This window comes from Flavobacterium tistrianum, from assembly GCF_003254545.1.
In the GTDB taxonomy this organism is placed as follows: Bacteria; Bacteroidota; Bacteroidia; order Flavobacteriales; family Flavobacteriaceae; genus Flavobacterium; species Flavobacterium tistrianum.
On the sequence record NZ_QJRH01000064.1, the window covers coordinates 104,166 to 127,560 of the forward strand.

General features: G+C 34.2%; 14 protein-coding genes. 7 read left to right on the forward strand and 7 right to left on the reverse strand.

Going from position 1 to position 23,395, the window contains the following annotated elements; genetic code table 11:
• Nucleotides 1-9 precede the first annotated feature (9 nt).
• Nucleotides 10-1,467 carry a SusD/RagB family nutrient-binding outer membrane lipoprotein gene (locus tag DMB71_RS06530; protein WP_111364685.1) on the forward strand — a complete coding sequence of 486 codons (1,458 nt, stop codon included), beginning with the start codon at nt 10-12 and terminating at the stop codon, nt 1,465-1,467.
• Between the two features lie 266 nt (nt 1,468-1,733).
• Nucleotides 1,734-5,579: a M43 family zinc metalloprotease gene (locus tag DMB71_RS06535; RefSeq protein ID WP_111364687.1), complete on the forward strand. Its 3,846-nt coding sequence runs from the start codon at nt 1,734-1,736 to the stop codon at nt 5,577-5,579.
• A 442-nt stretch (nt 5,580-6,021) separates the two neighbouring features.
• Here DMB71_RS06535 and DMB71_RS06540 read toward each other — a convergent pair whose 3' ends face one another.
• On the reverse strand, nt 6,022-7,233 hold the full coding sequence (locus DMB71_RS06540) for a M24 family metallopeptidase (RefSeq protein ID WP_111364688.1): 1,212 nt from the start codon (nt 7,231-7,233) through the stop codon (nt 6,022-6,024).
• Between the two features lie 207 nt (nt 7,234-7,440).
• On the opposite strand from DMB71_RS06540, the gene DMB71_RS06545 reads away from it, so the two are divergent.
• The 5 genes from DMB71_RS06545 to DMB71_RS06565 all read left to right on the forward strand — a co-directional run bounded on the left by DMB71_RS06545 (nt 7,441) and on the right by DMB71_RS06565 (nt 13,642).
• On the forward strand, nt 7,441-8,721 hold the full coding sequence (locus DMB71_RS06545) for a S28 family serine protease (RefSeq protein ID WP_111364690.1): 1,281 nt from the start codon (nt 7,441-7,443) through the stop codon (nt 8,719-8,721).
• A gap of 339 nt (nt 8,722-9,060) precedes the next feature.
• Complete coding sequence (locus DMB71_RS06550; RefSeq protein WP_239452940.1) at nt 9,061-9,663, forward strand: murein L,D-transpeptidase catalytic domain-containing protein; 603 nt, start codon at nt 9,061-9,063, stop codon at nt 9,661-9,663.
• A gap of 191 nt (nt 9,664-9,854) precedes the next feature.
• Nucleotides 9,855-10,880, forward strand: coding sequence for an NAD(P)-dependent alcohol dehydrogenase (locus DMB71_RS06555; protein ID WP_111364693.1), 1,026 nt, complete (start codon nt 9,855-9,857; stop codon nt 10,878-10,880).
• Between the two features lie 361 nt (nt 10,881-11,241).
• Nucleotides 11,242-11,748 (forward strand): ACT domain-containing protein, encoded by a 507-nt coding sequence (locus tag DMB71_RS06560; RefSeq protein ID WP_111364695.1) that lies wholly within the window; start codon nt 11,242-11,244, stop codon nt 11,746-11,748.
• A gap of 109 nt (nt 11,749-11,857) precedes the next feature.
• A complete protein-coding gene (locus DMB71_RS06565) occupies nt 11,858-13,642 on the forward strand; it encodes a mechanosensitive ion channel family protein (protein WP_111364697.1) in 1,785 nt (594 codons plus the stop codon).
• A 265-nt stretch (nt 13,643-13,907) separates the two neighbouring features.
• Here DMB71_RS06565 and DMB71_RS06570 read toward each other — a convergent pair whose 3' ends face one another.
• The 6 genes from DMB71_RS06570 to DMB71_RS06595 all read right to left on the reverse strand — a co-directional run bounded on the left by DMB71_RS06570 (nt 13,908) and on the right by DMB71_RS06595 (nt 23,392).
• A complete protein-coding gene (locus DMB71_RS06570) occupies nt 13,908-15,263 on the reverse strand; it encodes a hypothetical protein (protein ID WP_111364698.1) in 1,356 nt (451 codons plus the stop codon).
• A gap of 82 nt (nt 15,264-15,345) precedes the next feature.
• Complete coding sequence (locus DMB71_RS22225; protein WP_111364700.1) at nt 15,346-16,419, reverse strand: response regulator transcription factor; 1,074 nt, start codon at nt 16,417-16,419, stop codon at nt 15,346-15,348.
• A 175-nt stretch (nt 16,420-16,594) separates the two neighbouring features.
• Complete coding sequence (locus DMB71_RS06580; RefSeq protein ID WP_111364701.1) at nt 16,595-19,810, reverse strand: TonB-dependent receptor; 3,216 nt, start codon at nt 19,808-19,810, stop codon at nt 16,595-16,597.
• 300 nt (nt 19,811-20,110) lie between these two features.
• Nucleotides 20,111-21,478, reverse strand: a complete 1,368-nt coding sequence (locus DMB71_RS06585; RefSeq protein WP_111364703.1) for a sensor histidine kinase — start codon at nt 21,476-21,478, stop codon at nt 20,111-20,113.
• Nucleotides 21,462-22,160 carry a response regulator transcription factor gene (locus DMB71_RS06590; RefSeq protein WP_111364705.1) on the reverse strand — a complete coding sequence of 233 codons (699 nt, stop codon included), beginning with the start codon at nt 22,158-22,160 and terminating at the stop codon, nt 21,462-21,464. Before DMB71_RS06590 ends, DMB71_RS06585 begins: the two co-directional genes overlap by 17 nt.
• A 107-nt stretch (nt 22,161-22,267) precedes the next feature.
• Nucleotides 22,268-23,392 (reverse strand): hypothetical protein, encoded by a 1,125-nt coding sequence (locus tag DMB71_RS06595; protein WP_162614790.1) that lies wholly within the window; start codon nt 23,390-23,392, stop codon nt 22,268-22,270.
• Nucleotides 23,393-23,395 lie beyond the last annotated feature (3 nt).

Genomic DNA, 23,395 nt, shown 5'->3' on the forward strand with positions numbered 1-23,395 from the left:
AATAAAGACATGAGAATTATAAAAACAATATTTTTTGCAGGAGCCGTTTTATGTGCAGTAGCTTCATGTGATAATTTAGATGACATGAACAAAAATGAAAAGGCTTATGAAACTGCTCTGCCAAGTGCATTGATGACTAGTGCACAGGTAAATTATGCCTACTTTTTAACTAATGCTTCGGTAAATTCAAATAATTTTAGAGCCTATGCGCAGCATTGGTCTACATCTACCTATACGGATGAAGCAAATTATAATCAGGCGAAAAGAAATTTAGGGAGCTCGCATGCTGTACTGTTATATCGTGACGTGCTTCAAGATTTAGTAAATGCACAAAAACAAATTCAAAATACAAAAGTATTAGGGCCAATTGAAGAAGGCATTAAGAAAAATCAGCTTGCTATTTTAGAGGTGCAGATTGTAATGGCTTATCAAACTCTAGTCGATTTATTTGGAAATGTTGCGTATTCTGAAGCATTAGATATTAAAAAATTTCCGCTTCCAAAATATGACGATGCAAAAACAATCTATTTTGATTTGGCTTTTCGTTTGGATGCTGCCATTGCGGCTCTGAATGATGAAAATGGAAGTTTTGGAAATGCCGATTTGATTTTTCACGGAAATGTGGCAAAATGGAAAACATTAGCCAATAGTGTAAAACTAAAAATGGGATTACATCTTGCTGATGTTGATGCTTTAAAGGCAAAAGCAATGGTAGAAAGTGCTTTTAATTCAGGTGTTATGAGTAAAGAGGCTGATACAGCACTGTTTCAGTATTTTTCTTCAATAACAGACATGAATCCGTTGTATGACAGTTTGGTAAACGAAAGCCAGATTAATATTGCTGAATTTTTTGTAAATGAATTAAATGGAAAAGAAGATCCGAGACGCGATTTTTTCTTCAATCCAAATTCAAAGGTAAATGGCCAATATAAAGGAGCTCCTTATGCAAAACAGGTTAATTATGCCGACTATTCAAATACCGGTGCAAGATTAAGACAGAAAACAAATCCTGGAGTAATATTCGATTATACTGAAACTTGTTTTTTATTGGCAGAGGCGGCAAGCCGAGGTTTTAGTGTCGGAGCTGATGCTGCAACTTATTATACTAAAGGGATAGAAGCAAGCATGAAATTTTGGGGAGTTTCTGATGCTAATATCCAAACTTACTTAGCTCGTCCTGATGTGGCTTTTGCAACAGCAACAGGAACAGATAAACAAAAAATTGCTTACCAGCTTTGGATCGCATACTACAATCGTGGTTTTGAAGCGTGGACAGAATACCGCAGATTAGATTATCCAATTCTGGTAGCACCTCCAACAGCGGTGCAAGAAGCTGAAGGCAAAGTTCCAGTTAGAAACATTTATTCTACATCTGACAAAACGCTGAATGCAGCTAATTATGAAGCAGCTTCAACAGCAATAGGAGGAGATTTAATGACAACGAAGATTTTTTGGGACAAATTTTAATTTTGAGTTAGTTTAATTTGTTTTTTGAGACCAGCACTTTCTAAGTGCTGGTTTTTTATTTTCCTAGTATTTGCAAGGGTAGACTGATGTTTATGATTTGTTTTGTAAGGTTTGTTTTTTATATTTTATTGTGATTATTTTTTCATTATGTGTTTTTTTAAGGTTAAAAATATGATAATTATGTATTATTTCTGAGTAAAATACTATCAAAAAGATTGAATCTTGTGCGGTAATTTTGATTGTTACTAATTAAAAAACCTAAACAAATGAAATTAAAATTACTAATCTGCTTTCTGATTTTCAGTTCATTGAAAGTTAGTGCACAAGGTTTGCCTTGTCGGACAAGCGAAGAAAACGAAAAAGTGTACCGGAATAATCCACATGCACTTCAAGAGAAAAAGAACTTTGATGTTTTTAGTAAAAATTTTGCGGCCCAGCGCAAATCTTCAACAGCAAAAACAGCTGCTACTACTTACACAATTCCAGTAGTATTTCATATTTATGGTGATGTACAAGGTGGAAAAACGGTTACCTACGAAAAAATTGTCAACCACTTGGCTCAGCTTAATGATGATTTTAATGGACGTAATGCCGATTTTCAGACAGTTGAACCGTTTTTTCAAGCACGCCGTGGAACGCTGAATATAGAATTTAAACTGGCTAAAAAAGACCCGAACGGTGGCTGTACGACAGGTGTTGTATTTCATCCAACTAAAAACGGTTACGGAAACGGTGGAGGCTACGATGACCAGATTGCTGCCGACGCTTGGGACAATACTAAATATATGAATGTTTATATACAGAATGATTTGTATAATGACGGTGCTACGAATAATTCAGGTGTGGCTTGGTATCCAAGTTCAGACATGACAGCAAACAATACAGCTCGTGTTGTTTTCAACGGAGCTTATTTGTATGACAACTCATATAGTAAAGAATTCTCAGCAACGCTTACTCACGAATTCGGACATTTTCTTAATCTGATTCATACTTTTGAAGGAGGTTGTACAGGAACTGATGAAGTTGCTGATACTCCTGCGGAAGACGGAAAACATACTTTAGGCTGTACTCCAGGAACCAATTGCAGTGGCGATAAAGTGAATTTTGAAAATTACATGGGATACAATGGAGCACAAGGCTGTTATAAAATGTATACACAAGGTCAGATTGATAGAATGCTTGCTGCCTTAGAACACCCTGCAAGAAAATCGCTGTGGCAGGCACAAAACTTAATCGATACAGGTGTCAATGCTACTGGCAGCACACTTACTGCTTCGGCTGTAGCTTTTAAAGAAGCGATTGTTAATGACGGTTCTTTTGATACTTCATCCATAATCAAAATAAACGGAACTAAAACTTTTGCGGTTTCTTCTGGAACATTGACAGCAGGAACTCATTTCACTCATACTTTCCCAGCTGGAATTACACCTGTGCTTACTGTAAATTCTAATAATCAAATTACAGTTACATTAACGGGAAAAGCAACAAATCATGCATTAAGCAATAATACTTCTGGTGGAATTAGTTTTTTACCAGCAGCTTTTACTGGCGGAACAGCTGATTTATCTTGCACTTCTTTATACTTCAATTTTAAATTTTCAGATCCATACGGAATCTTCTTTGTAGACATGCCAGATGTTACGGTTTCGTCAGCATTGACATGGAAATATTTTGAAATTGCAAAAGGAGACGATCGTGCATTTGGAGGTTGGCGTTATGCTGCTAATGCTTTAAAAATTGAAACGTATGCAAAAAGACTAGTTTGCGAAACAGGCACAAGAAATATCTCTTTATTGAATTCAAACACAGCCGTTGGTCCAGCTAGTAATATGACTGCTCCGGGTGCATATCCAAATCAGTTGGATTTAAGAACAGCGAGTTATACAGCTTGGGATGGAAAAACTGGTTATGTAGGATTTGATTATTTAATGGATGGTCTTACATGTTATGGATGGTTTAAAGTAAAAGTAAACGCTGATGGAGATGGCTATACAATTTTGGAATATGCATACAATACAAAACCAAACACTCCGATCTATACAGGAATGACCGATAAAACGGCTACAACTTTATCGCCAGAAACATTATATGAAGCTGAAGTAAATGATGGAAGCATAACTTCAACAGCGACAATTGCTTTGAGTACCAATAATGGCACATTTACAAAAAGCAGTGGTACTTTTACAGCAGGAACCGACTATACAATTACAGGTGTGCCAGCTGGTTTAACTGCAGTTCTAACTCTTGAAAGCAATTCTAAAACGGTACTTTCTTTTACAGGAAAAGCAACGGCACACAACACAACAAACGATGCTGTTGTTACTATTACGCTTAAAGATGCAGCAATTACAGACGGAATAGCGACTTTGGATACCGCTACAAAAACAATCAATTTGAAATTTGATGCGCCTTATGGAGTATTTTATGTAAACAATCCGGATTATACGGCCAATGCAGCATCGACTTGGCAGTATTTTGATTTGGGTATTGGAGACAATACGGAGTATGGAGCATGGCAATATGCTGCAGCCGCTTTAAAAATGGAAACGTATGGAAAAAGATTGGTTTCTGAAGCGGGAACAAGAAATATTTCATTCTTAACACAAGGTACTTCTATCGGAGCTTCTAGTAATTTTGCAGCACCAGGGGCATATCCAAATCAATTGGATTTAAGAACAGCTACTTATACGACTTGGGATAATAAAACAGGATATGTTGGTTTTGAATATACAAGCAGAGGGCGTGTTTGCTACGGATGGATGCATGTAAAAGTAGAGGCTGGCGGAGTAGGGTATACCGTTTTAGATTATGCTTATAATACCAAGCCAAATGAACCAATTCTAGCAGGAGTACAAACGACAAATACGGTATTAGCTCCAACAAATTTAACAGCGACTGTGACTAATTTACAAGCTGTGCTTAACTGGACTAATAATGCGACTAATGCAACAAATGTAATTATCGAAAGAGCAGGTTCAGATGATGTTTATGCAGAAATTGCTACACTAGCTAATACTGCTGCCACATATACCAATACAGGTTTAACTGCCGATACTACTTATAAATATAGAGCTAGAGCAAAATCAGGTACTGATTATTCTGCTTATTCGAATGTGGCTACTGTGACAATTCCTGCAGCTCCATTATGCAGCGCGCAAGGAACAAACGGTTACGAATACATAAGTTCTGTAGCAGTAGGAAGTTTTGTAAATGCATCTGGAAAAGAAACAAACGGTTATGCAGATTATACTTCAAAAGTAATTACTTTGAATCCGAATGCAAATACAAGCGTTACTTTAACTCCGGGTTTTAGTGGTTCTGCATATACAGAATATTGGGGAGTTTGGATTGATTACAATAAAAACAATCAGTTTGAAGCATCTGAAAGAGTAATTAATAATATTTCATCAAACGCTGCTGTAACTACAAGTTTTACACCTGCAACATTTACAGGAACTACTAAAATGAGAGTTGTGATGAAGTATAATGCCAATCCGTCTTCAACTTGTGGAAATCTAGGAGATGGTGAAATAGAAGATTACACTGTTCAAGCAGGAACTTCTGTACCACCAAATCCAGCAACTTTGACAATTCCGGCTAATCTTGGAAATGCAGGTGTGTACTCATCAGGATTTTATGCTTCTTGGGCAACATCAACAGATGCGGCATCTTATGAAGTGCAATTAAATACTTCATCAGGATGGACATCGGCTGGAACTTCTACAACATATTATTTATGGATTCCGAAGCAAGGAACTCAAACTGTATATGAATTTAGAGTACGAGCAATAAATGGAACAGCTTTCAGCGATTGGAGCGCTTCTCATACAATTGATTTGCAATCTGGAAGTGCAGGATTGCCAGGCATAAATACAAATACAGCAAAAGCATTCACAATGTATCCGAACCCAGCTTCAGATGTTGTAAACTTTACTTTTGAAAACATTGATATCAATAAAGTTAAAGTGTCAATTTACAATAGTACGGGCCACTTGGTAGATACGACACATAATACAACGGTTTATTCTCTTAAACATTTAAATAAAGGAGTTTATATTGTTGTCGCTACAGATGGAAAGTTTGTAGAAAAGAAAAAATTATTGGTTGAGTAATAAGTTAATTTAGTTAAAATGAAAAGGGCTGTCTACGAAAATGGACAGCCTTATTTTTTATAATTCTTTGGGGTAAAATATTTCACTCCTACGGAGCTTTCTCTGGATTTATAAAATTTATTTCTATAAATATGTCGTTCCGCTGGAGCTTTTCATTTCTATAAATATTTTGCTTCTGCGAATCACTTAGCTTACTTTAAAAATTTTCACAGGGACGCGATACTTAACGAAATGTTGGAAGAAAAGTATAGCCAATGGTTTCAACCATTGGAACACAAAGAGAATCACCAGATGTTCAATAGCTTCGGAGAAGCATAATATTTATAGAAAAAAATAGCATTAAAGGTCAAAAAGCTCCAGCGGAGCGACATATATCTAACAAAAGAAAGAGCCATCTTAATAGACAGCTCTTTGTACTTATTAAATAAAAAATGTTTTTAATCTATAATCCAAACGGATTATCAATACTCTGCATTGGTTCAGTAAACCATTTAGGACCTTCAGCCGTCATATAAAAATGGTCTTCATGACGAATTCCAAATTGTCCTGGCATACAAATCATAGGCTCATTACTAACTACCATTCCTTCTTTTAAAATGGTTTGATTGCCTCTTACTAAATAAGGATATTCATGAATATCTAAACCTGTTCCATGACCCACTCGGTGTGGCAATCCTGGAATTTCGTAATCTCCACTTAAACCCGCTTCTGCTAAAACTTTACGAGCAGCATCATCTACAGAACCGCATGTTGCTCCAATTTGTGCGGCATCGAAAGCTGCTTTTTGAGTTGCTTTTTCAAGGTTCCATATTTTTCTGTGCTCATCGCTTGGAGTTCCGTATACGTAAGTTCTTGTAATATCAGACAAATAACCTTCTAAACGGCATCCGGTATCAATTAAAACGACATCATTATCAACTAAATTTTGAGGAGCAGTAACTCCGTGCGGATATTGTGAATCTTCTCCGAAAAGAACAATACAGAAATAAGAACCGGATGCAATACCAGCCTTAATGTGCGCTCTATGGATAAAATCGACAACTGTACTTACAGAAATGCCTGGATATAAAATACTTGCGGCAGCTTTTTGAACCGTCATTGTAATATCTTTTGCTCTTTGAATAATAGCAATTTCATTAGCCGATTTATGCATTCTACAACCCGCAGTTATAGGTTGAGCGTTTACAAAACTGAAATTTGTATTTGCTTTTGAGATGGCATCAATTAGAAAAAAAGCTGCCGATTCATCTAGCGCAATATTGCCATCAGTGATGTTTTTACTTTTTAGAATGTTGCCAAATAATTCAGAAGGACTCTCATGTTCTTCCCAGAAATTTAGATTTCCTTCAATTTTCATGAAAGTTTTAAAAGTTCCTTCTTCAAATTTTGGAACAATATATTCAACCGTTTCGTCTTCAAGAATTATGGCGCCAACCATACGCTCAGACGGATTCCATTTTGTTCCTGTAAAATAATACAGATTAGTCCCCGCATTTACATATAGCGCTTTGCAATTTTGTTCTTTCATTAAAGAAACTGCTTTTTTGATACGCTGTTTATACTCTAGAAGTGCGATTGGCACGACATCAAGTGTCATGTTTTGTATTTTTTCTAATTCGATGTCTATAGTTGATCCGCCAACTCCAATTGCCATTTTTTTATTTTTTAAGTTAGTATTTAATATAGTGTAAATTGTAAAACTGAAGTAAAGTTCAATTTTTCAATAAAATTAAAGGATTATTTTTATTTTGTCCTATGTTAATGTAAACTAGATAAAATATTACATTTTAAGGGTAATATAGTATCAGTTTTTGCTTTGTATTGCACTTACTTTTAAAAACTCAAAATAACAAGATTAAAAATGAATCGAAAATCCTTTATTATTGCGCTGTTCTTTCTTTTCCTGAACTTTTTTGCCGTTTCTGCGCAGGAATCTTCAGTAAATCTTCAGCAAAAACTAACCGAATTATTCCCAAAAGCCATCATAACTCGAATTGATAATTTAGAAAATTACACGGAATCGTATCAACTAATTTTAGACGAACCTCTGGATCACAAACACCCAGAAAAAGGAACTTTTCAGCATTATATTTATCTGTCGCATTTAGGTTATGATAGACCAACTGTAATTGAAACTCATGGTTATAATACTGAAAACATTAAGAGCGAAGTGAGTAGTTTATTGCAAGCCAATCAGGTTGCTGTTGAATATCGTTTTTACGGAAAATCAAGACCAAATCCTATTCAATGGGAATATTTAACCAATGATCAGGCGATTGAAGATTATCATAACATTGTTACTAAACTGAAAAAAATATATTCAGGAAAATGGATTTCGACAGGAATAAGCAAAGGAGGTGAAACATCCCTAATTTATAAATCAATATATCCAAATGATGTTGATGTGGCAATGCCTTATGTTGCGCCGCTAATTAATACCTGCGAAGATCCTAGAACAATAACTCACACCAGAACAGTGGGAACGGAAGAATGCAGAGCCAAAATAACAGCTTTTCAAAGAGCTGTTTTACAAAATAGAGAAGCTGTGTTAGCGGTTTTTAAAGACTTTTCAACTGAGAAAAAGATGCAATTTACAGAAGTTCCTTTCGCGGAAGCGTTGGAATATGCTGTTTTAGAATTTCCTTTTTCGTTTTGGCAATGGGGAGGAAAATGCGATGAAATTCCGCCAGTAAATGCCTCTGCGAAAGAGCTTTTTGATTATTTGAATAAAATTGTTGGAGTAGGAACTTACAATGATAAAATGTCGTTTGTGTATTTGCCTTCTTATTATCAGCATTTAAGCGAATTAGGTTATTACGGTTTTGATCTTGAACCGGTTGCTGATTTGCTGACTATTGTAAAAAGCAGTTCTAATGAACGATTTGCTCCAAAAGATGTTGTGATTAAATACAATCCAAAATACATTAAGAAAGTGCGCAAATACGTTGAAAACAAAGGCGATAAAATACTTTATATTTATGGAGGCTATGATACTTGGTTCTCTTGTTCTCCAACACCTAAGCCAGATGTTGATGCCCTAAAAATGGTACTTCCTAAAGGAAGCCATTCAACCAGGGTCAAACATTTTTCTGCAGAAGACCAGAAATTAATTATGGATACATTAAAAAAATGGCTTAATTAAAAAAAAGCAACGGATAAAATATTACACTACTAATTGCGTTTATGTTTCTAATAATTTTTGTCAAGTGAAATTTCACTTGGCAGAAATTATTTTTTTGCGTTATTGATGAAGTAAAAAATGCCCGTAGCTAAAAACGGATAATATTAACAGTAGATGTAGCATTTCAACATTAAATCAGGTATTTTAATCGAATATTAACATATAATGTTGTTGTTTTCAGATATTTATAATATCTTTAACTTATGATATGGGAATTGTATAAGATTTGTGTATAATTTTGCAACAGAAAATTTATCAATGACCCCAAGTCATAACTATTAACTTAACATTTTGCCGGATATGAGAGTATTTTTATTGGCACTGCTTTTTTCCTTAAGTTCGTTTGCCTCACTAAGTATGAGGGATGAGGATGAAATTTTAGACGAAGTCGAATTTGCAAGACTCACAGAGCATGTAAATGAGATTAAGGCTTTTACGGCGACAAATCACAAGTATAGTAACAAAATTGCTTTTCTTGTAGATATGAAAATTAAATCAGGAAGAAATCGTTTTTTTGTTTACGATCTAGAAAACAATCAAATCCTTGATCAAGGTTTGGTTGCACATGGAAAAGGATCTGAAACTGGAATAAAAGGCGACATTTTACAATTTAGTAATGCCCCAGAATCTAACTGCACTGCACTAGGAAGATATTCAGTAGAGAAACCATATAAAGGTATATTTGGAAAAGCTTTCAGATTGGCTGGACTAGACGAAACCAATAATAATGCCATGAAACGTGCCATTGTATTGCATTCTTACAAAGAAGTTCCAACTGACGAAAAAGAATACTATATCATCAACAGCCACGGTTGCCCAATGGTTAGCCAAGAATTTTTGGGTAGACTTTCAAAATATATAGAAAGTACAAATTCTAAAATTTTATTGTCTGTATATTATTAAAATAATATGACCAAAATATAAATAAATGTAAAAGAGAGCTTAGGCTCTCTTTTTTATGTTCAAATTGCAGTCATTATTCTATGAAAAAGCTTGTCATTGGCAATAAATTAGGATAAACTTAACTTGTGTGACAAACCTTATAAAAAATACAAGTTGTAAATTAGTAGAGTAGTAATCTAAAAGTTTATTTTATGAAAGCAGTACGTTTTTTTGGACACAAAGATGTCCGCGTTGTTAATGATATTGAAAGACCTGTTCCTAAAGGTGATGAAGTTTTGTTAAAAATTGGCGGAGCAGGTGTTTGCCACTCTGACCTGCATATTATAGATGAAGGAACAGTGGTGGGAACCGTTTTTACGTTGGGACATGAAAATGCTGGATGGATTGAAGAAATTGGCGAGAATGTAGAAGGATATAAAAAAGGAGACGCAGTTCTCGTATACGGTCCTTGGGGTTGCGGACATTGCAAACCTTGCCAGCAGTCCAAAGAAAATTATTGCGATCATCAATCTGAACAAGCTTATGGTGGCGGTTTAGGTTTAGACGGCGGTATGGCCGACTATATGCTTGTGCCATCTTCTAGACTTTTAGTGCCTATATATGATTTAGATCCTGTTATTGCAGCTCCATTGACAGATGCTGCACTTACACCGTATTCTGCGATAAAACGATCGCTTCCAAAATTAATGGCTGACGAATATGTGGTAGTAATTGGCGTTGGAGGATTAGGCCATGTTGCATTACAGATATTAAGAGAAATAAGCGGAGCTGAAATTATTGCCTGCGATGTTACAGAAGATAAATTGGCTTTTGCAAAAGAATTAGGGGCTGCATATACAATTAATTCTAAAGACGCTGATGCTGCAGAGCAAATTCAGAAAATTACCGGAATCAAAAAAGCAAAAGTGGTTCTAGATTTTGTTGGAGCAACTTCTACAATAGATTTAGGAACTAAAGTAGTAAGCCTCGATGGAGATCTTACCATCGTTGGTCTTGGCGGAGGACATTACCAATATAGTATGAACGGATTGCCTTTTGGGGTAAGCATGACCAATCCGTATTGGGGATCAAGAACAGAACTGATGGAAGTAGTTGGTTTGGCAAGACAAAAGAAAATTCATATCGAAATTGAAAAACATAAACTTGATGAAGCCAATGAAGTTTATGATAGAATGAGACAAGGAAAAATAAAAGGTAGAGCTGTTTTAATACCTTAAAAATTAATATTTATAGATTAAAAAATTGCTTTATATTTGTTGCATCAAATCAAGCAAATGAAAAACAGCATTAACATCGCTTCAATTATTATCACAATTATCATTCGATAGTAGTGAAGGGGTGTTATATAAATAAGTAAAATATACAATTTAGAAAAACCTCCCTTTTACGGGAGGTTTTTTTGTTTATAGCAATATGAAAAATTCAATTCAGAATAACATTATTATTTCAACTATCATTATTCGTATCACATGACGAGTCAGGATTCTATTGTCTATTCATAAAAGCCTTTCTCAGTCAAATGTGAAAGGCTTTTTTATTTCTCAGTAACTCATTAAAAAGCACAAATAAAAATCAACAATGAAAAACGAATTTACGCTAACTATTTACTCCGAAGACCAGATCAGATTACTAAGCAGATTATCTAGTATGTTTTTAAGAAAACAAATCCAGATTTTAAGCCTTAACATGTCTATTTGTGAAATTGAAAATATGTACAGACATACTATTGTAGTAAATGAAACGCTGGATCAAGTCATTAATCTAACGGCGCAAATAGAGAAAATTATTGAGGTTTATAAATGTTATTATTCATTGAATGAAGATGTTATATTTAGACAGGTTGCATTATTTAAAATCCCAACATTCATATTTGCGATAGATATGAATACAGATGTGATGCTTCGCGAAAACGATCTTAAAATTTGTGAAATTCAAAGAGAATATACCATATTACAGGCCATAGGAACAGATGATGAAATAGTTTGTTTAACTGAAAAATTAAAGTCATTAGGATTGATTGAATTTGTAAAAAGTTCAAGAATTGCTCTTATAAAATCGAACGAAGGTTTTTGCGTAGAATTTTAAAGAATGGCAGGAGAAATATGTTGCTTTGTTTCTGCTTTTTCTGATGGAAACGTTTTGTATATCTTCAATATTTCTTATTTTTAAAGGTCATTACTAAAGCAGATAGAGTATGATTTTAGGTACAAAACGGTTATTGTTTTTTTTCTTGTTGATTTTGGTTTTGTTGCTAAAACCCAGCACAGCAGAAGCACAGCTTTTAGGCGGAGCAAAGACTACAACAGAAGAACCAGTTAAGATTCCAGATGATTCGCTTGGAAGAAGAACACCTCAAGGAACAGTCAACGGATTCATCAAAGCGCTTGGCGACCAGAATTATCTGCGAGCGAGCCAATATCTTGTTCTAAGCAAACGTTCCTATCGCAAAACAGCTGAGAGAATGCGAATAGCAAAGACCTTTCAGCAATTATTGGATCAGGGAGGAAATTTCTCGCCATCGTCCATTCTAAGTAATAAAGAGTTAGGACGCATAGACGATAATCTGGCAACAGGAATAGACTTGGTAGGAAATATATCTACCGATAAAATAAACATACCGCTATATTTAGAAAATCAGTCAGATGATACTCAGCCTGCTTTATGGCTTTTTTCTGCTGAAACTATAGAAGCAATTCTTGCCGCAGATGTTAGTGGCGAAAAAACGTTTTTAGATAGAGTTTTACCCAAATTTCTAAAAGATAGAAAATTAGGAAACGTTCCTATTGGACATTGGGGAGTAGTAGTGGTAATGGCAGTTGTCACTTATCTGCTTTCTAGACTGTTAATTTTTGTGCTCATTTTTCTGATTCAGAAAATATGGAAGAAAGCGGATACCGAAAAGGGAACCGCAATTATAGATGCATTTACGTTGCCAGTTCAGATGTATCTTACGGTTATGTTATTTGTGGCATTTACGCAGCGAATGGGAATTTCAATAATTGTACGCCAGCGATTTAGCATTATAATAGTCACAATCGGAATTGTAGCTTTTCTAATCCTGCTTTGGAGAATGACCGACTTTGTAAGCATGTATACTCGAAGCAGAATGAATAATCGAGGACGTGCTTCAGCAGTATCTGCGGTTTTGTTTTTGAGCCGCACCATGAAAGTTGCCATTGTTGTTATCGGGATTATTGCTTTATTAGGAATTATTGGTGTAGATGTTACAGCTGGACTTGCAGCACTAGGAATTGGGGGGATTGCATTGGCACTAGGAGCACAAAAAACCATAGAAAACTTTGTTGGAAGTGTGAGTCTTATTGCAGATCAGCCATTGCGTGTAGGCGATTACTGCCGAGTTGATGATATAAAGGGAACTGTGGAAGCTATTGGTATGCGTTCGACAACACTTCGTACGGCAGCGCGCAGTATTGTCACAATTCCGAATGGGCAATTATCAGCAAGTAAAATAGAAAATTATGCGCATCGAGACCGTTTTATATTCAATCCGATTTTTGGTTTTAGAATGGAAACCACTCCAGATCAAATGCGTTATCTGCTTGTAGAACTGAGATCTTTGCTGTATGCGCATCCAGCTATTCTAAACACACCTCCAATTGTACGCTTTACGGGTATTACTGCGGATGCTTTAAAAGTCGAAATCACAGCTTATATTGAAGCTATAAATCTTGAAACATCACAAGAAGTTCAGGAAGATCTTTTATTGAGAATGATGGATATTATAGAAAAAAGCGGAACCTCATTGGCATATCCATCACAAACATTATATATGGCGCGTGATACTCCTTTTTCTAAAGAAAAAGCAGATGAAATCTCAGAAACAGTTAAAAAGTGGAAGGAAAATAGTGAATTGCAGCTTCCAAAATTCGACCCAAAACGAGTGGAAGAATTAAAAGGAAGTATAAAATATCCTGACGAAGGCAGTTTTAATCCAGAAGATGAGGAGACTTTATTGTAAAAGAACAGAATGCGAAACAAAGTTTTTTGTAAGCTTCGTAGAAGCGAAATATTTATAACAAAAGATAAATAAATATACAGCCACAATTGTTTTTATTTATACGCATTTATATTCAAACATCACCCGTGGTTTCAACCACGGGAACGGTATAAAATTCCTGCTCGCGTGTCCCCGTGGTTGAAACCACGGGCTATGTTTCGAGCTTTTAGGCGGAATAAAAATGACAGGTGTAAAAGTCAAGATAACTTTTTTTTGTAGTTATCAATTACCTTTTTGATTCTTTTACAATTTCCATGTTTCCGTCATTTTGTTTTACAATTTTCCAATCGGGATTTAGTTCTATTTCGTAAAATTCGCTTATAACTTTTGTTCCTTCAATTTTAGAAGGAAGTGGAAATATAAAATAAGTTTTCCCTTCTTTATCATAGCTTAAAATTCCCGCTTTTCCCAATTGATTTTTACCTTCGATTGTGGTGAAATTTCCAAAGTTATTACCCGATTTATCACGTCCTTTAATGCTAGAGTACACAATTCCTTTATCATTTAAAGTCAATGTTCCATTCATATTAAAAGTGCGTCCGTAATGTTCAATATCGGTAAGAGCGACTTTAAGAGTTGGTTTGTTAATTAGTAAATCAGTATAATAAGAGATTATCTTTTTTTGTTCTTCTTCTCGCGCAATTTCCTGCTTGTTTATTTCAGTAAAATTGTTTCTTGATTTGGCTAACTCCAGTTGTTTTTTAGTAATAGTTAATTTTGATTTTAAAATCATAACTTCGTAAATATCAGTGAAATTGTAAATTTTATCTAAACTTTTTCTCCAAGTAATATTTAAATAATCAAAAAGCAATCCGTAGGCTGGACCAGTGGCATAAGGAAAAGGTCTTGTGTAGGTTTTGGCTTCTTCTCGTTGGTTAATTTCTTCAATTGCTTTTTCATATTTATTGTCATAAGAAGAGAGAACAAAACCAGTATAATTTGCCAAACCTTCCAAAGTTTCTATTTCCAGTTCATCATTCAAATATTTTGAATATTGCTGTTGTCTTTCTTTTCTAAAAACTACCGCATCCTTTAAATAATTTTTGCTCTCATCTGTTTTTCTTTTTTCAATAATTGCTTTTAAAGCATTTTTTAATGCCTGATATTCCAATCGCAATAAAATACGAGCGTTGGTTTCGTCAAGATATTCAATCGGATTTCCATTAAACTTTCGATACTCCATTTGAAGCAAATGAAATAATTCATGAATAATCGTGGCACTTTTATCATCTAGATAATTATTCAGAACCGTGGCATATTCTTTACCTTCATATTTCTGTGTGGTATTAACAAAAACAAGCGAATTAGGTTCCATAATTTTAGAATACAAAATTCCATTATCCGTTTTGCTATTCGGTAATTTTGCCAAACTATAGATTGAATTGTCAAAGTCGATTACAATAATGCTATCGTTCCAGATTGGTTTTCCCCAAAGTTTTCCGTTATCTTTTTCTAAAAGTGCTTTTGCTTCCACAAGCTTTTCTTGAATGTTTTGTCTGTTTTTAAAAGCTTTGTCCGTTTCTTGTGCGGCAGAAAATTGAGATATTCCAATGAAGATTAGTAATAAAAGATTTCTTTTCATTTCCAATTGATGTTTAAGATTTCGGAAACAAAAGTAGAGTGGGATATTCTGAAAATCGGTTAAGTAGAGGCTGAAATTAGGACTAATCCCAAGGATGATTTTTCAATTTAGCGGCCAATTCATGACGGTTTGCAACATCCAATTTCGCATAAAGATTTCGAATATGGGTTTTTACCGTACTGAGCGAAATAAAAAGCTCATCGGCAATTTCTTTGTTTGATTTATCTTCTAAAATCAATTTGGTAATTTTCTCTTCTTGATTGGTCAATGCCAGACTTGAAGTTTCTAGTATTGTTTTTTTGGGTTTAATAGCTTTTAATTTTCTGAATTGGTAAATAGAAATAAAAGTCAAAATTAAAACCAATATACCCAAAGTATAATTCAGCTTTTTCTGAAACGCATATTTTTGTTGTAGAATGACATTTGAAATTTTTGAAATTTCATCTTGATATTGGAGATAATAAGAAGTTTCTCCGTAGTAGTTTTTTAGTGAATTTGAAATGCCATCATAAAATGCTTCATTTTTTTCAAAGTCATTCTTGATATCAAAATCATTTCGTTTAATGTCTGAAAAAGCCAAAAGTTTCAACAGCGGATGTTTAATGCTCTTCTCACTATAGGATTTTACTTTTTTGGCAAAATCATTTACGGCCTGTTGCTGTGCTTCTTTGTTTTTGATTTGTGCATTGTTTTTTTCTAATTGATCTTCAAAAGACTTTAATTTTCGCCATTCTTTATTTGTCAAATTACTGTTTTTAGATTCGCTAAACCAATTGTTCCCCGATTTAGGAAAATAGATTGTATCTCTGTTGGAAAAAATAAAATTGTGATAATTGTTTTTTTCGTTATCACTTACTAATTGCAAGCCTTTGATTGTATTAATATTGGAATGAATTCGGTAAAGTTTGTCTTTTTCAGATAAGAGCTGGCCTTTGAATTCAAAATAACCTGAGCTATCGGTCTGAGTCGAAAAAAGAATCTGATTTTCGGTAATCATAGTTTCCTCATCATATTTCAGCAAACTGAGATAGACAGTTTTGTTTTTTTGTTCAGCATCAATATATCCCGAAATCTTGTACTGTCCGTAACAAGTAGAAATCGTAAAAAGAATAAAGATTGTCAAAAATAAAACTCTGAATGTTCTTTCTTTTAGCATTTTAAATCAAGTAATAGAAAAGCTTATGAATGATTAAAAATACAAAAAAAAGATTAAGGTTATTGAGATGCTTTTTTTGGGACTCGATTATACATCAGATATGTCTAAAGAAAAATCTCCCCGTCTCAGCACTCAGAAACGGGGAGATAATCAAAAATAAAAAAAAACACATTTTTTAGAACGAATACCTTAAGCCAAGCTGACCTTGGAATCTTGAAGCTAATTGATCTACAGTATAGGGTGCAGAAGTTGGTTTTTGGAAAGTGTAAGTAGGGTCGCCTGTCGCCAATCCGCCTAAGTTTCCAGATTTTGTTAAACCAAGACTTGCTGTTGAATTATAAGTGTTTGGAACGAAATAACTTCTTCCCCAATCTTTATTGATAAGGTTTCCGATATTGGCCATACTGAATGAGATTTGGAATGTTCCAACTTTAGCCACGTTAATTTCATCCATCAATTTTAAATCGGCTTGAATGTTCCAAGGAGTAGTATCTCCATTTCTTTGTGTGAATGTTCCTCTACGGCTTTTTAAATAATCATTTCCGTTAATGAAAGCTTCGTAATCTGCTACTTGTTGTGCTGCAGTTGCAGAAGGAACTCCCGCAGAGTTTACACCAATATATTTTGCCGCTTCTGCTGCATCTTTAAAGATATATGCTAAACCAGCTGCTTGTCCTGTTCCCGCAATTGTTGAGTTAACAAATCCCCAAGAAAACGGATTTCCTGATTGAGCATTGAAATACACATTAGCAGATAAAGTATTGTTTGGAGCCAATTTCACACCATAGCCTACATTAGAAACAATTCTGTGCTTGATGTTAAAGTTAGAAGTTGCCAATTGTGGATTGTTAGGCGTAAGAGATTGATTCATCTGGAAATTACTTTCCATAGAGTTGCGAATTCCGTTTGTGATATCACGAGAATCTCCATACGTATAAGCCACCATAAAGTTGAAACCAAAATCGTAAGTTTTAGAAATCATTTCAGTAATACTGTAACGGTATCCTTTACTTGTATTTGATAACAGATAAGCATTTGAAAAAGCTGGATTTATGTTTGCAGCATAAATTGGCATTTCGTGTTTTGTATCATAAGAGAAATAAGTCGGATTATCGGTTTTATTTACTTGTTGAAACTCCAAATCGCGAATTACTTTAGTGTAAATACCTTCAATAGTGAATTTATATCCGTCAACTGTTTTATCAAAAGCCAATGAGTTTCTTAAAACAGCTGGCATTTTAAATTTATTGTCAATTAAATCGGCTTGCACTTTTGGAGTAGCATCATGGTAACCGTTTAAACCTCCTGTTGCTAAAGGGTCTCCTGCCGCAGCAACCTGAGCAGCTGTTAAGTTGTTTTTGTCATAACTTCCGTATCCCACACCATCATTGTAATAAGCGTAACCTAACCAAGCAAATGGAATTCTTCCTGTAAATACTCCAGATCCACCTCTAATAACGAATGTTTTGTCATCGTCTACATTGTAAGTGAATCCAATTCTAGGAGAAACTAACGCTGAACTGAAGAAGTTGTTTTTAATTTGGTTTAACGGAGTATACGTATATGTTGTTCCGTAGTTTGGATCTTCAGGAGAGTTCTGTACTTGCGTGCTTAATTTAGGTTTGTTTGGCAAATCGGTATAATCTATACGAACACCAGGAACTACTTTTAATTTGTTTCCAACTCTAATTTCATCTTGTACATAAGCACTAAACATGTTTATTTTGAATTTAGCATAAGGGTTATCAAAAATCTCATCTCTAGTAGAACCGTCAAAAGGATAAGTTCCGCGTACACGAGTAGGCAGTTTATTGTAAAAATCTGCAAGAGATTTATAGGAAACTCTTCCGTTAAGTGCATTTACAAAACCATAGTTGATGTCGTAAAACTCATTGTGAGTACCAAACAGTAAAGTATGATTTCCTGTTTTATAAGTAAGATTGTCTGTAATTTCAGTCGTGTTTTGCTTCATGTTGAAAACAGTTGCTTCACGATCATTTCCTAAGAAAATAGTTCCTCCATTGTAACCAATTTCTGTCTGAGGAAACATAATATTGTTAGATTTTGGATCACGGTAATCTTTTATTGCCGAATAGCTTGCAATAAATGAGTTAGACCATTGGCTGTTAAAGTGTGTCTTTAATTCTAAAACCGTACTGATGGCTTGGTTTTTCTGAGTAAAATCCATGCTTGCAAATCTAAAGTTTGCCGCATCGCGCTCTAAGTTTGTGGCTTGAGAAATTACAGTATTGTTTCTTAAAGAAAGTGAGTTTTTCTCATTGATTTTCCAATCAATCTTATTGAAGAATTTCTGGCTTTTAGAGAAGTTGTTATAAGAACCATAAGTTCCTGGATCAAACCCATAGTTTGATTTTACGAATTGAGAAATCTGTTCTGCAGTTGCATTATCTACTAGAGAAGTCAGTTTTCCATTAGAATCTGTTGAACCTGCATTATAAAAAACAGGATCTGTTCTCTCAGCATATTCCATATTGGTAAAGAAGAACAATTTGTCTTTAATAATTGGCAATCCTAATCTAAAACCAACTTGATAATCTCCAAAAGAACTTGGCATTTTAGAACCGTCACCAGCGTTGTTTGGTCCCGTAAGAGCTGCATTTCTTCCGTAGCTGTAAATAGATCCGCTAACTGTATTTGTACCGCTTCTTGTTACAGCATTTACGCTTCCGCCTAAAAAGTTTCCTAATTTAATGTCGTAAGGAGCAATGTAAACCTGAATATCTTGTATCGCATCTAAACTGATAGAGTTTGAACGTGTGCTGCTTCCTGGCATTCCAGAAGTTCCAGATTGGCCTCCTAAAGATGGACTAAACCCAATTGCATCGTTATTAATAGAACCATCAATTGTAACGTTGTTGTATCTAAAGTTAGTACCTGCAAAAGAGTTGTTTGAACTTTGAGGCACAAGTTTGGTAACGTCCTGAATTCCTCTATTGATTAAAGGAAGTGCATTTACTTGTTTTTCATTAATACTTGTACCGTTGCTTTTAGAAGAAGGTTTAGAACTTGTAATAACTACTTCTTCCAAAACATTGTTATCTGCTTTTCCAACTACAATTGTTGGCAAGTCATTTTCTCCAAGATTTAAATAGACATTTGCATTTGAATAATCTTTGGTGTCTGTACTTTTTATTTCTAATTCGTAAGGACCGCCAGCATTTAAATTTTCGAAGCTAAAACGACCTAATTTGTCTGTTGTCGCTCTGTAAACTGCATTTGTAGGCAAATGTGTCAAAGTAACTTCTGCACCTATAACTGCAGCTGTTCCATCATTGACTTTTGCAGACAAGGACGAAGTTGTAATCTGGGCAAAAATACTTCCTGCTGTAAGGAGCATTAAAGCCGAAAAAAAGAGTTTTAGTTTTGTCATGTTATTTATTAGTTTTTTATCCACGACAAATAAACTCTCTTTACTTTGATTCGATTTAAGGCTTATGTTAACGAAAAATCAAAAAACAATTCATTGTTAATTTATAATGATGAAGGTGTTATTTAGAGAAAAATCGATTATTGCTTTAAAATCAAGTAGTTTGTGTTAAACCCCATAAAATAAGGTATTAGAGATAGATTTAAACAAGATTAGAGATAGATTAGAGTATTATGTGAATGTTATTAAATGAGGAAAAATACTTTCTAGATAAGATAAACAATCAAGTTATTTATGCAAAAATCAAGGAAAAATCAAAGAGAAAACTGTGCCTTTTTCAAGTTCAGATTCTACAGATAAACTGATATTATGGCGCTTAAGAATCTGCATGGTAATAAAAAGTCCTAATCCTTGACCTTGAATATGTCTAGTGCGATCGCTTCTAAAGAATAAATCGAAGATAGATTCGATATCTTTTTCGGCAATTCCCGAACCTTGATCTATAAATTTTAAAAGAAGTTTTCCATTTTTTTCAGAAGCTATGACATTAACCTGCGAAGGAAAAGAAAATTTAATCGCATTGTCTATAATATTGTAAAGTGCAATAAAAAGCATATGCCTGTTAGCATTTATAGACAACAAATCTTCGTTGTTGGCAATTGCATCCAAATTTAGCGCTACTTTAACTTCAGGATATTCAATTGCTTTCTTTTCAAGTATATTCCACAATATTTCATCTATTCTGACAATTTCCATCTGGTCAGGCTCTGAAAGCTCTAATCCTGACAGAATAAGTAATCCGTCTAAAGTCGATTTTAGATGGAAAGTATCTTTTCGAAGTGATTTTAATACTTCTTTATATTCTTCGTTAGTTCTTGGATGCTGTAACGAAACATCTATGTCGCCAATAATAAAAGTTAGTGGAGTTTTTAATTCGTGAGAAGCATTTTTAAGGAAATTTTTCTGTATTGTAACGCCACTTTCGAGTCTTTCCAAAAGATAATTAAAAGTTGTAATTAGCTCTTTAATTTCATCTTTTCCGCTCGCAGTTGGCATTTCAAGTCTAGAATGGAGGTTTTCTGTAGTTATTGTGTTTACTTTTGAAATTACATCTGCAAAAGGCCTGAAAGTTTGTCTAGCCAAAAATCTTCCTAAAAGATAGTTAAGCGCAATTCCGGCGAGATAAAAACCGAAAAAAACTATGGCAAGAACTTCTAACTGCTGATTTCCAACATCATCAATGCCAGAAACAACTATTATAAAGTCACCTTGATTGTCTTTGTAATATAAACCGCTAAATTGTCTTTCTTCTATAGTAAAATGCAGTATTTTGTCGTGAGAAATAGCTCTCAACTCCCGATCATTTAACACCAGAGGAAGATCATCTCGCAAATACAGTTTTTTTGTTTTAGCATTGTAAATCCTGATAGACTGGTTAACAATTTTATTAAACTGCGATTCTATTTCTTTATAGCTGATGCTGTCAATTTTTCTAATTTCATCTTTTTCAAAATAGAAAAAAGCCGTAATCAGAGCATTGTCTTCGAGTTTTTCGTAATACAAATCTCTTCTATGGCTTTTAAAAAGCAAAAAAGAACCGATCAGAACGAGTCCGAGAATAAAAGCAAATAAGAGAGTCGAATTTATAGCAAGTTTATTCTTGAGATTCATTAACTTTATTTTTAAGCATATATCCTGTGCCTTTTACAGTATGTATAAGCGGAAAAGGAAAATTCTTGTCTACTTTATTTCTTAAATAATTAATATAAACATCAACAGTATTTATGCTCATATCAAGATTCATATCCCAAACGGCTTCAGCAATGGCAATTCTAGACAAAGCTGTTTCTCGGTTTTTCATGAAAAAAATCAGAAGTTTTAGTTCTCGAGAAGAAAGTTTTAAATCTATACCGTCTCTGGTAGCGCTTTGTTCTTTCATATTAATTTTGATTCCGGCATAAGACTGAAAATCTAAAACACCAGAACTAAATTCAGTACGACGGAGCTGAGCATTGATTCGTGCAAGAAGCTCTTCAAATAAAAATGGTTTTGCCAAATAATCATCGGCTCCAGCTTTTAGCCCTCTCACTTTTTCCTGCGGAGTATCAAGAGCACTTAGAATAAGAATGGGAACAATTATTTTTCGATTTCTTAAAACTTCACATACTTCAAAACCAGAAAGATCAGAAAGCATAATGTCAAGAATTATAATATCATAAGTGTTTTCCATTACTTCATTAATGGCGTCAAAACCTTTGCTGACATTTTTTACCTGATACATTTGTTCTTCGAGTCCTCTTGTGATAAAAGAAGCAACTCTTGGATCGTCTTCTACTAATAATACTTTATTCATTGCCGATTATTATTGCTGAGAAAAATAAAATGATTTTTTATGCTGATAAAAGTAATTAAAAGTTAATGCATTCTCTGAAAAAGTCGTTTTTTCCTGAGGCTATTTTATTAGCCTTCTGTATAAGGTTCGTTCCACAACGAATTTGGTTTAAGATAAACTTTGTTTTCCTGAAAATCCAATATCGTATTAAATCTTTTTAAAACTTCATTTCCAAGAATATGAGTTTTAAATTGAGCAGGATTACTTGTTGCTAGCAATTGTACAGGCACATCATTCAAACATAAATTTCCAAAATAAATTTTTTCGTTTTTGACCGTCAGCACTGGGATTTCTTCTCCTTGTCCGTTCTTTAAAATAACTTTTTTCAGAACAGGCAAGCTCTCTTTCGGGTATTGCTGCTCTTTCATTATCTCCTGATCGAGCATTACAGTGCGCTGATAGCCATTATCAAAAAGAAAACGTCCTTTATAAGCTGTATTATTTATTTGAAGCTTTCCTTGAACACAAAATAGAGTACGAGTAAATTCCATATCAAGTTTTGTATACTCTTTGTTTCGTTTTGATAATTTAGAATGAATTATAAAGAGCTTTTTATCATAATCGATTTCTACTATTTTTCCGTCAAACAAATTCCATCCAAAACGGCCCACAGTTCCTTGTCCCGATAATTCGACAGGAAAAATTTCCTGATCTTTCCAGATTTGATTGCCAAGTTGAAAACTATGACTTTTTAAACTGCTTAATTTTAACTTATTGAGTGCCTCATTAGTTAAAAGAAAATCACTAGTTCCTGAATCAAATTTTAAGTCTAGAGTTTCCTTATCGTCTAGTTTTACTTTAAAAATGATGTTGTTATACTCTGAGAGCACAAATGGAATTGTATCGTGAATTTCAGGTTTGAGTTTTGAAAAGTTTTTTAATGACGGACATTCAACACGTGTAAAACAGCTATCGGTATTATTTAAAAGTACGGTGAAATCAAACTTTTTTCCAGGTCTTAATTTTATGCTGATAGAATCTTCATTAGTATAAAAAGCAACGATTTTCTCCTTGGGACTTTTATTTGTAACATATATATCTGGTTTTGCTTTTGCATCTAAGTACCATTTCGTTTTTTCTTCATTGTCTTCTTTTATATAGCAGATTTTTGAAGAAGCTTTAATTATACGATTTTTTACTTGAGCTTGGCTAACCGTTACAGCTGCCAACATTAAAATAAGATATATCCTCATTGG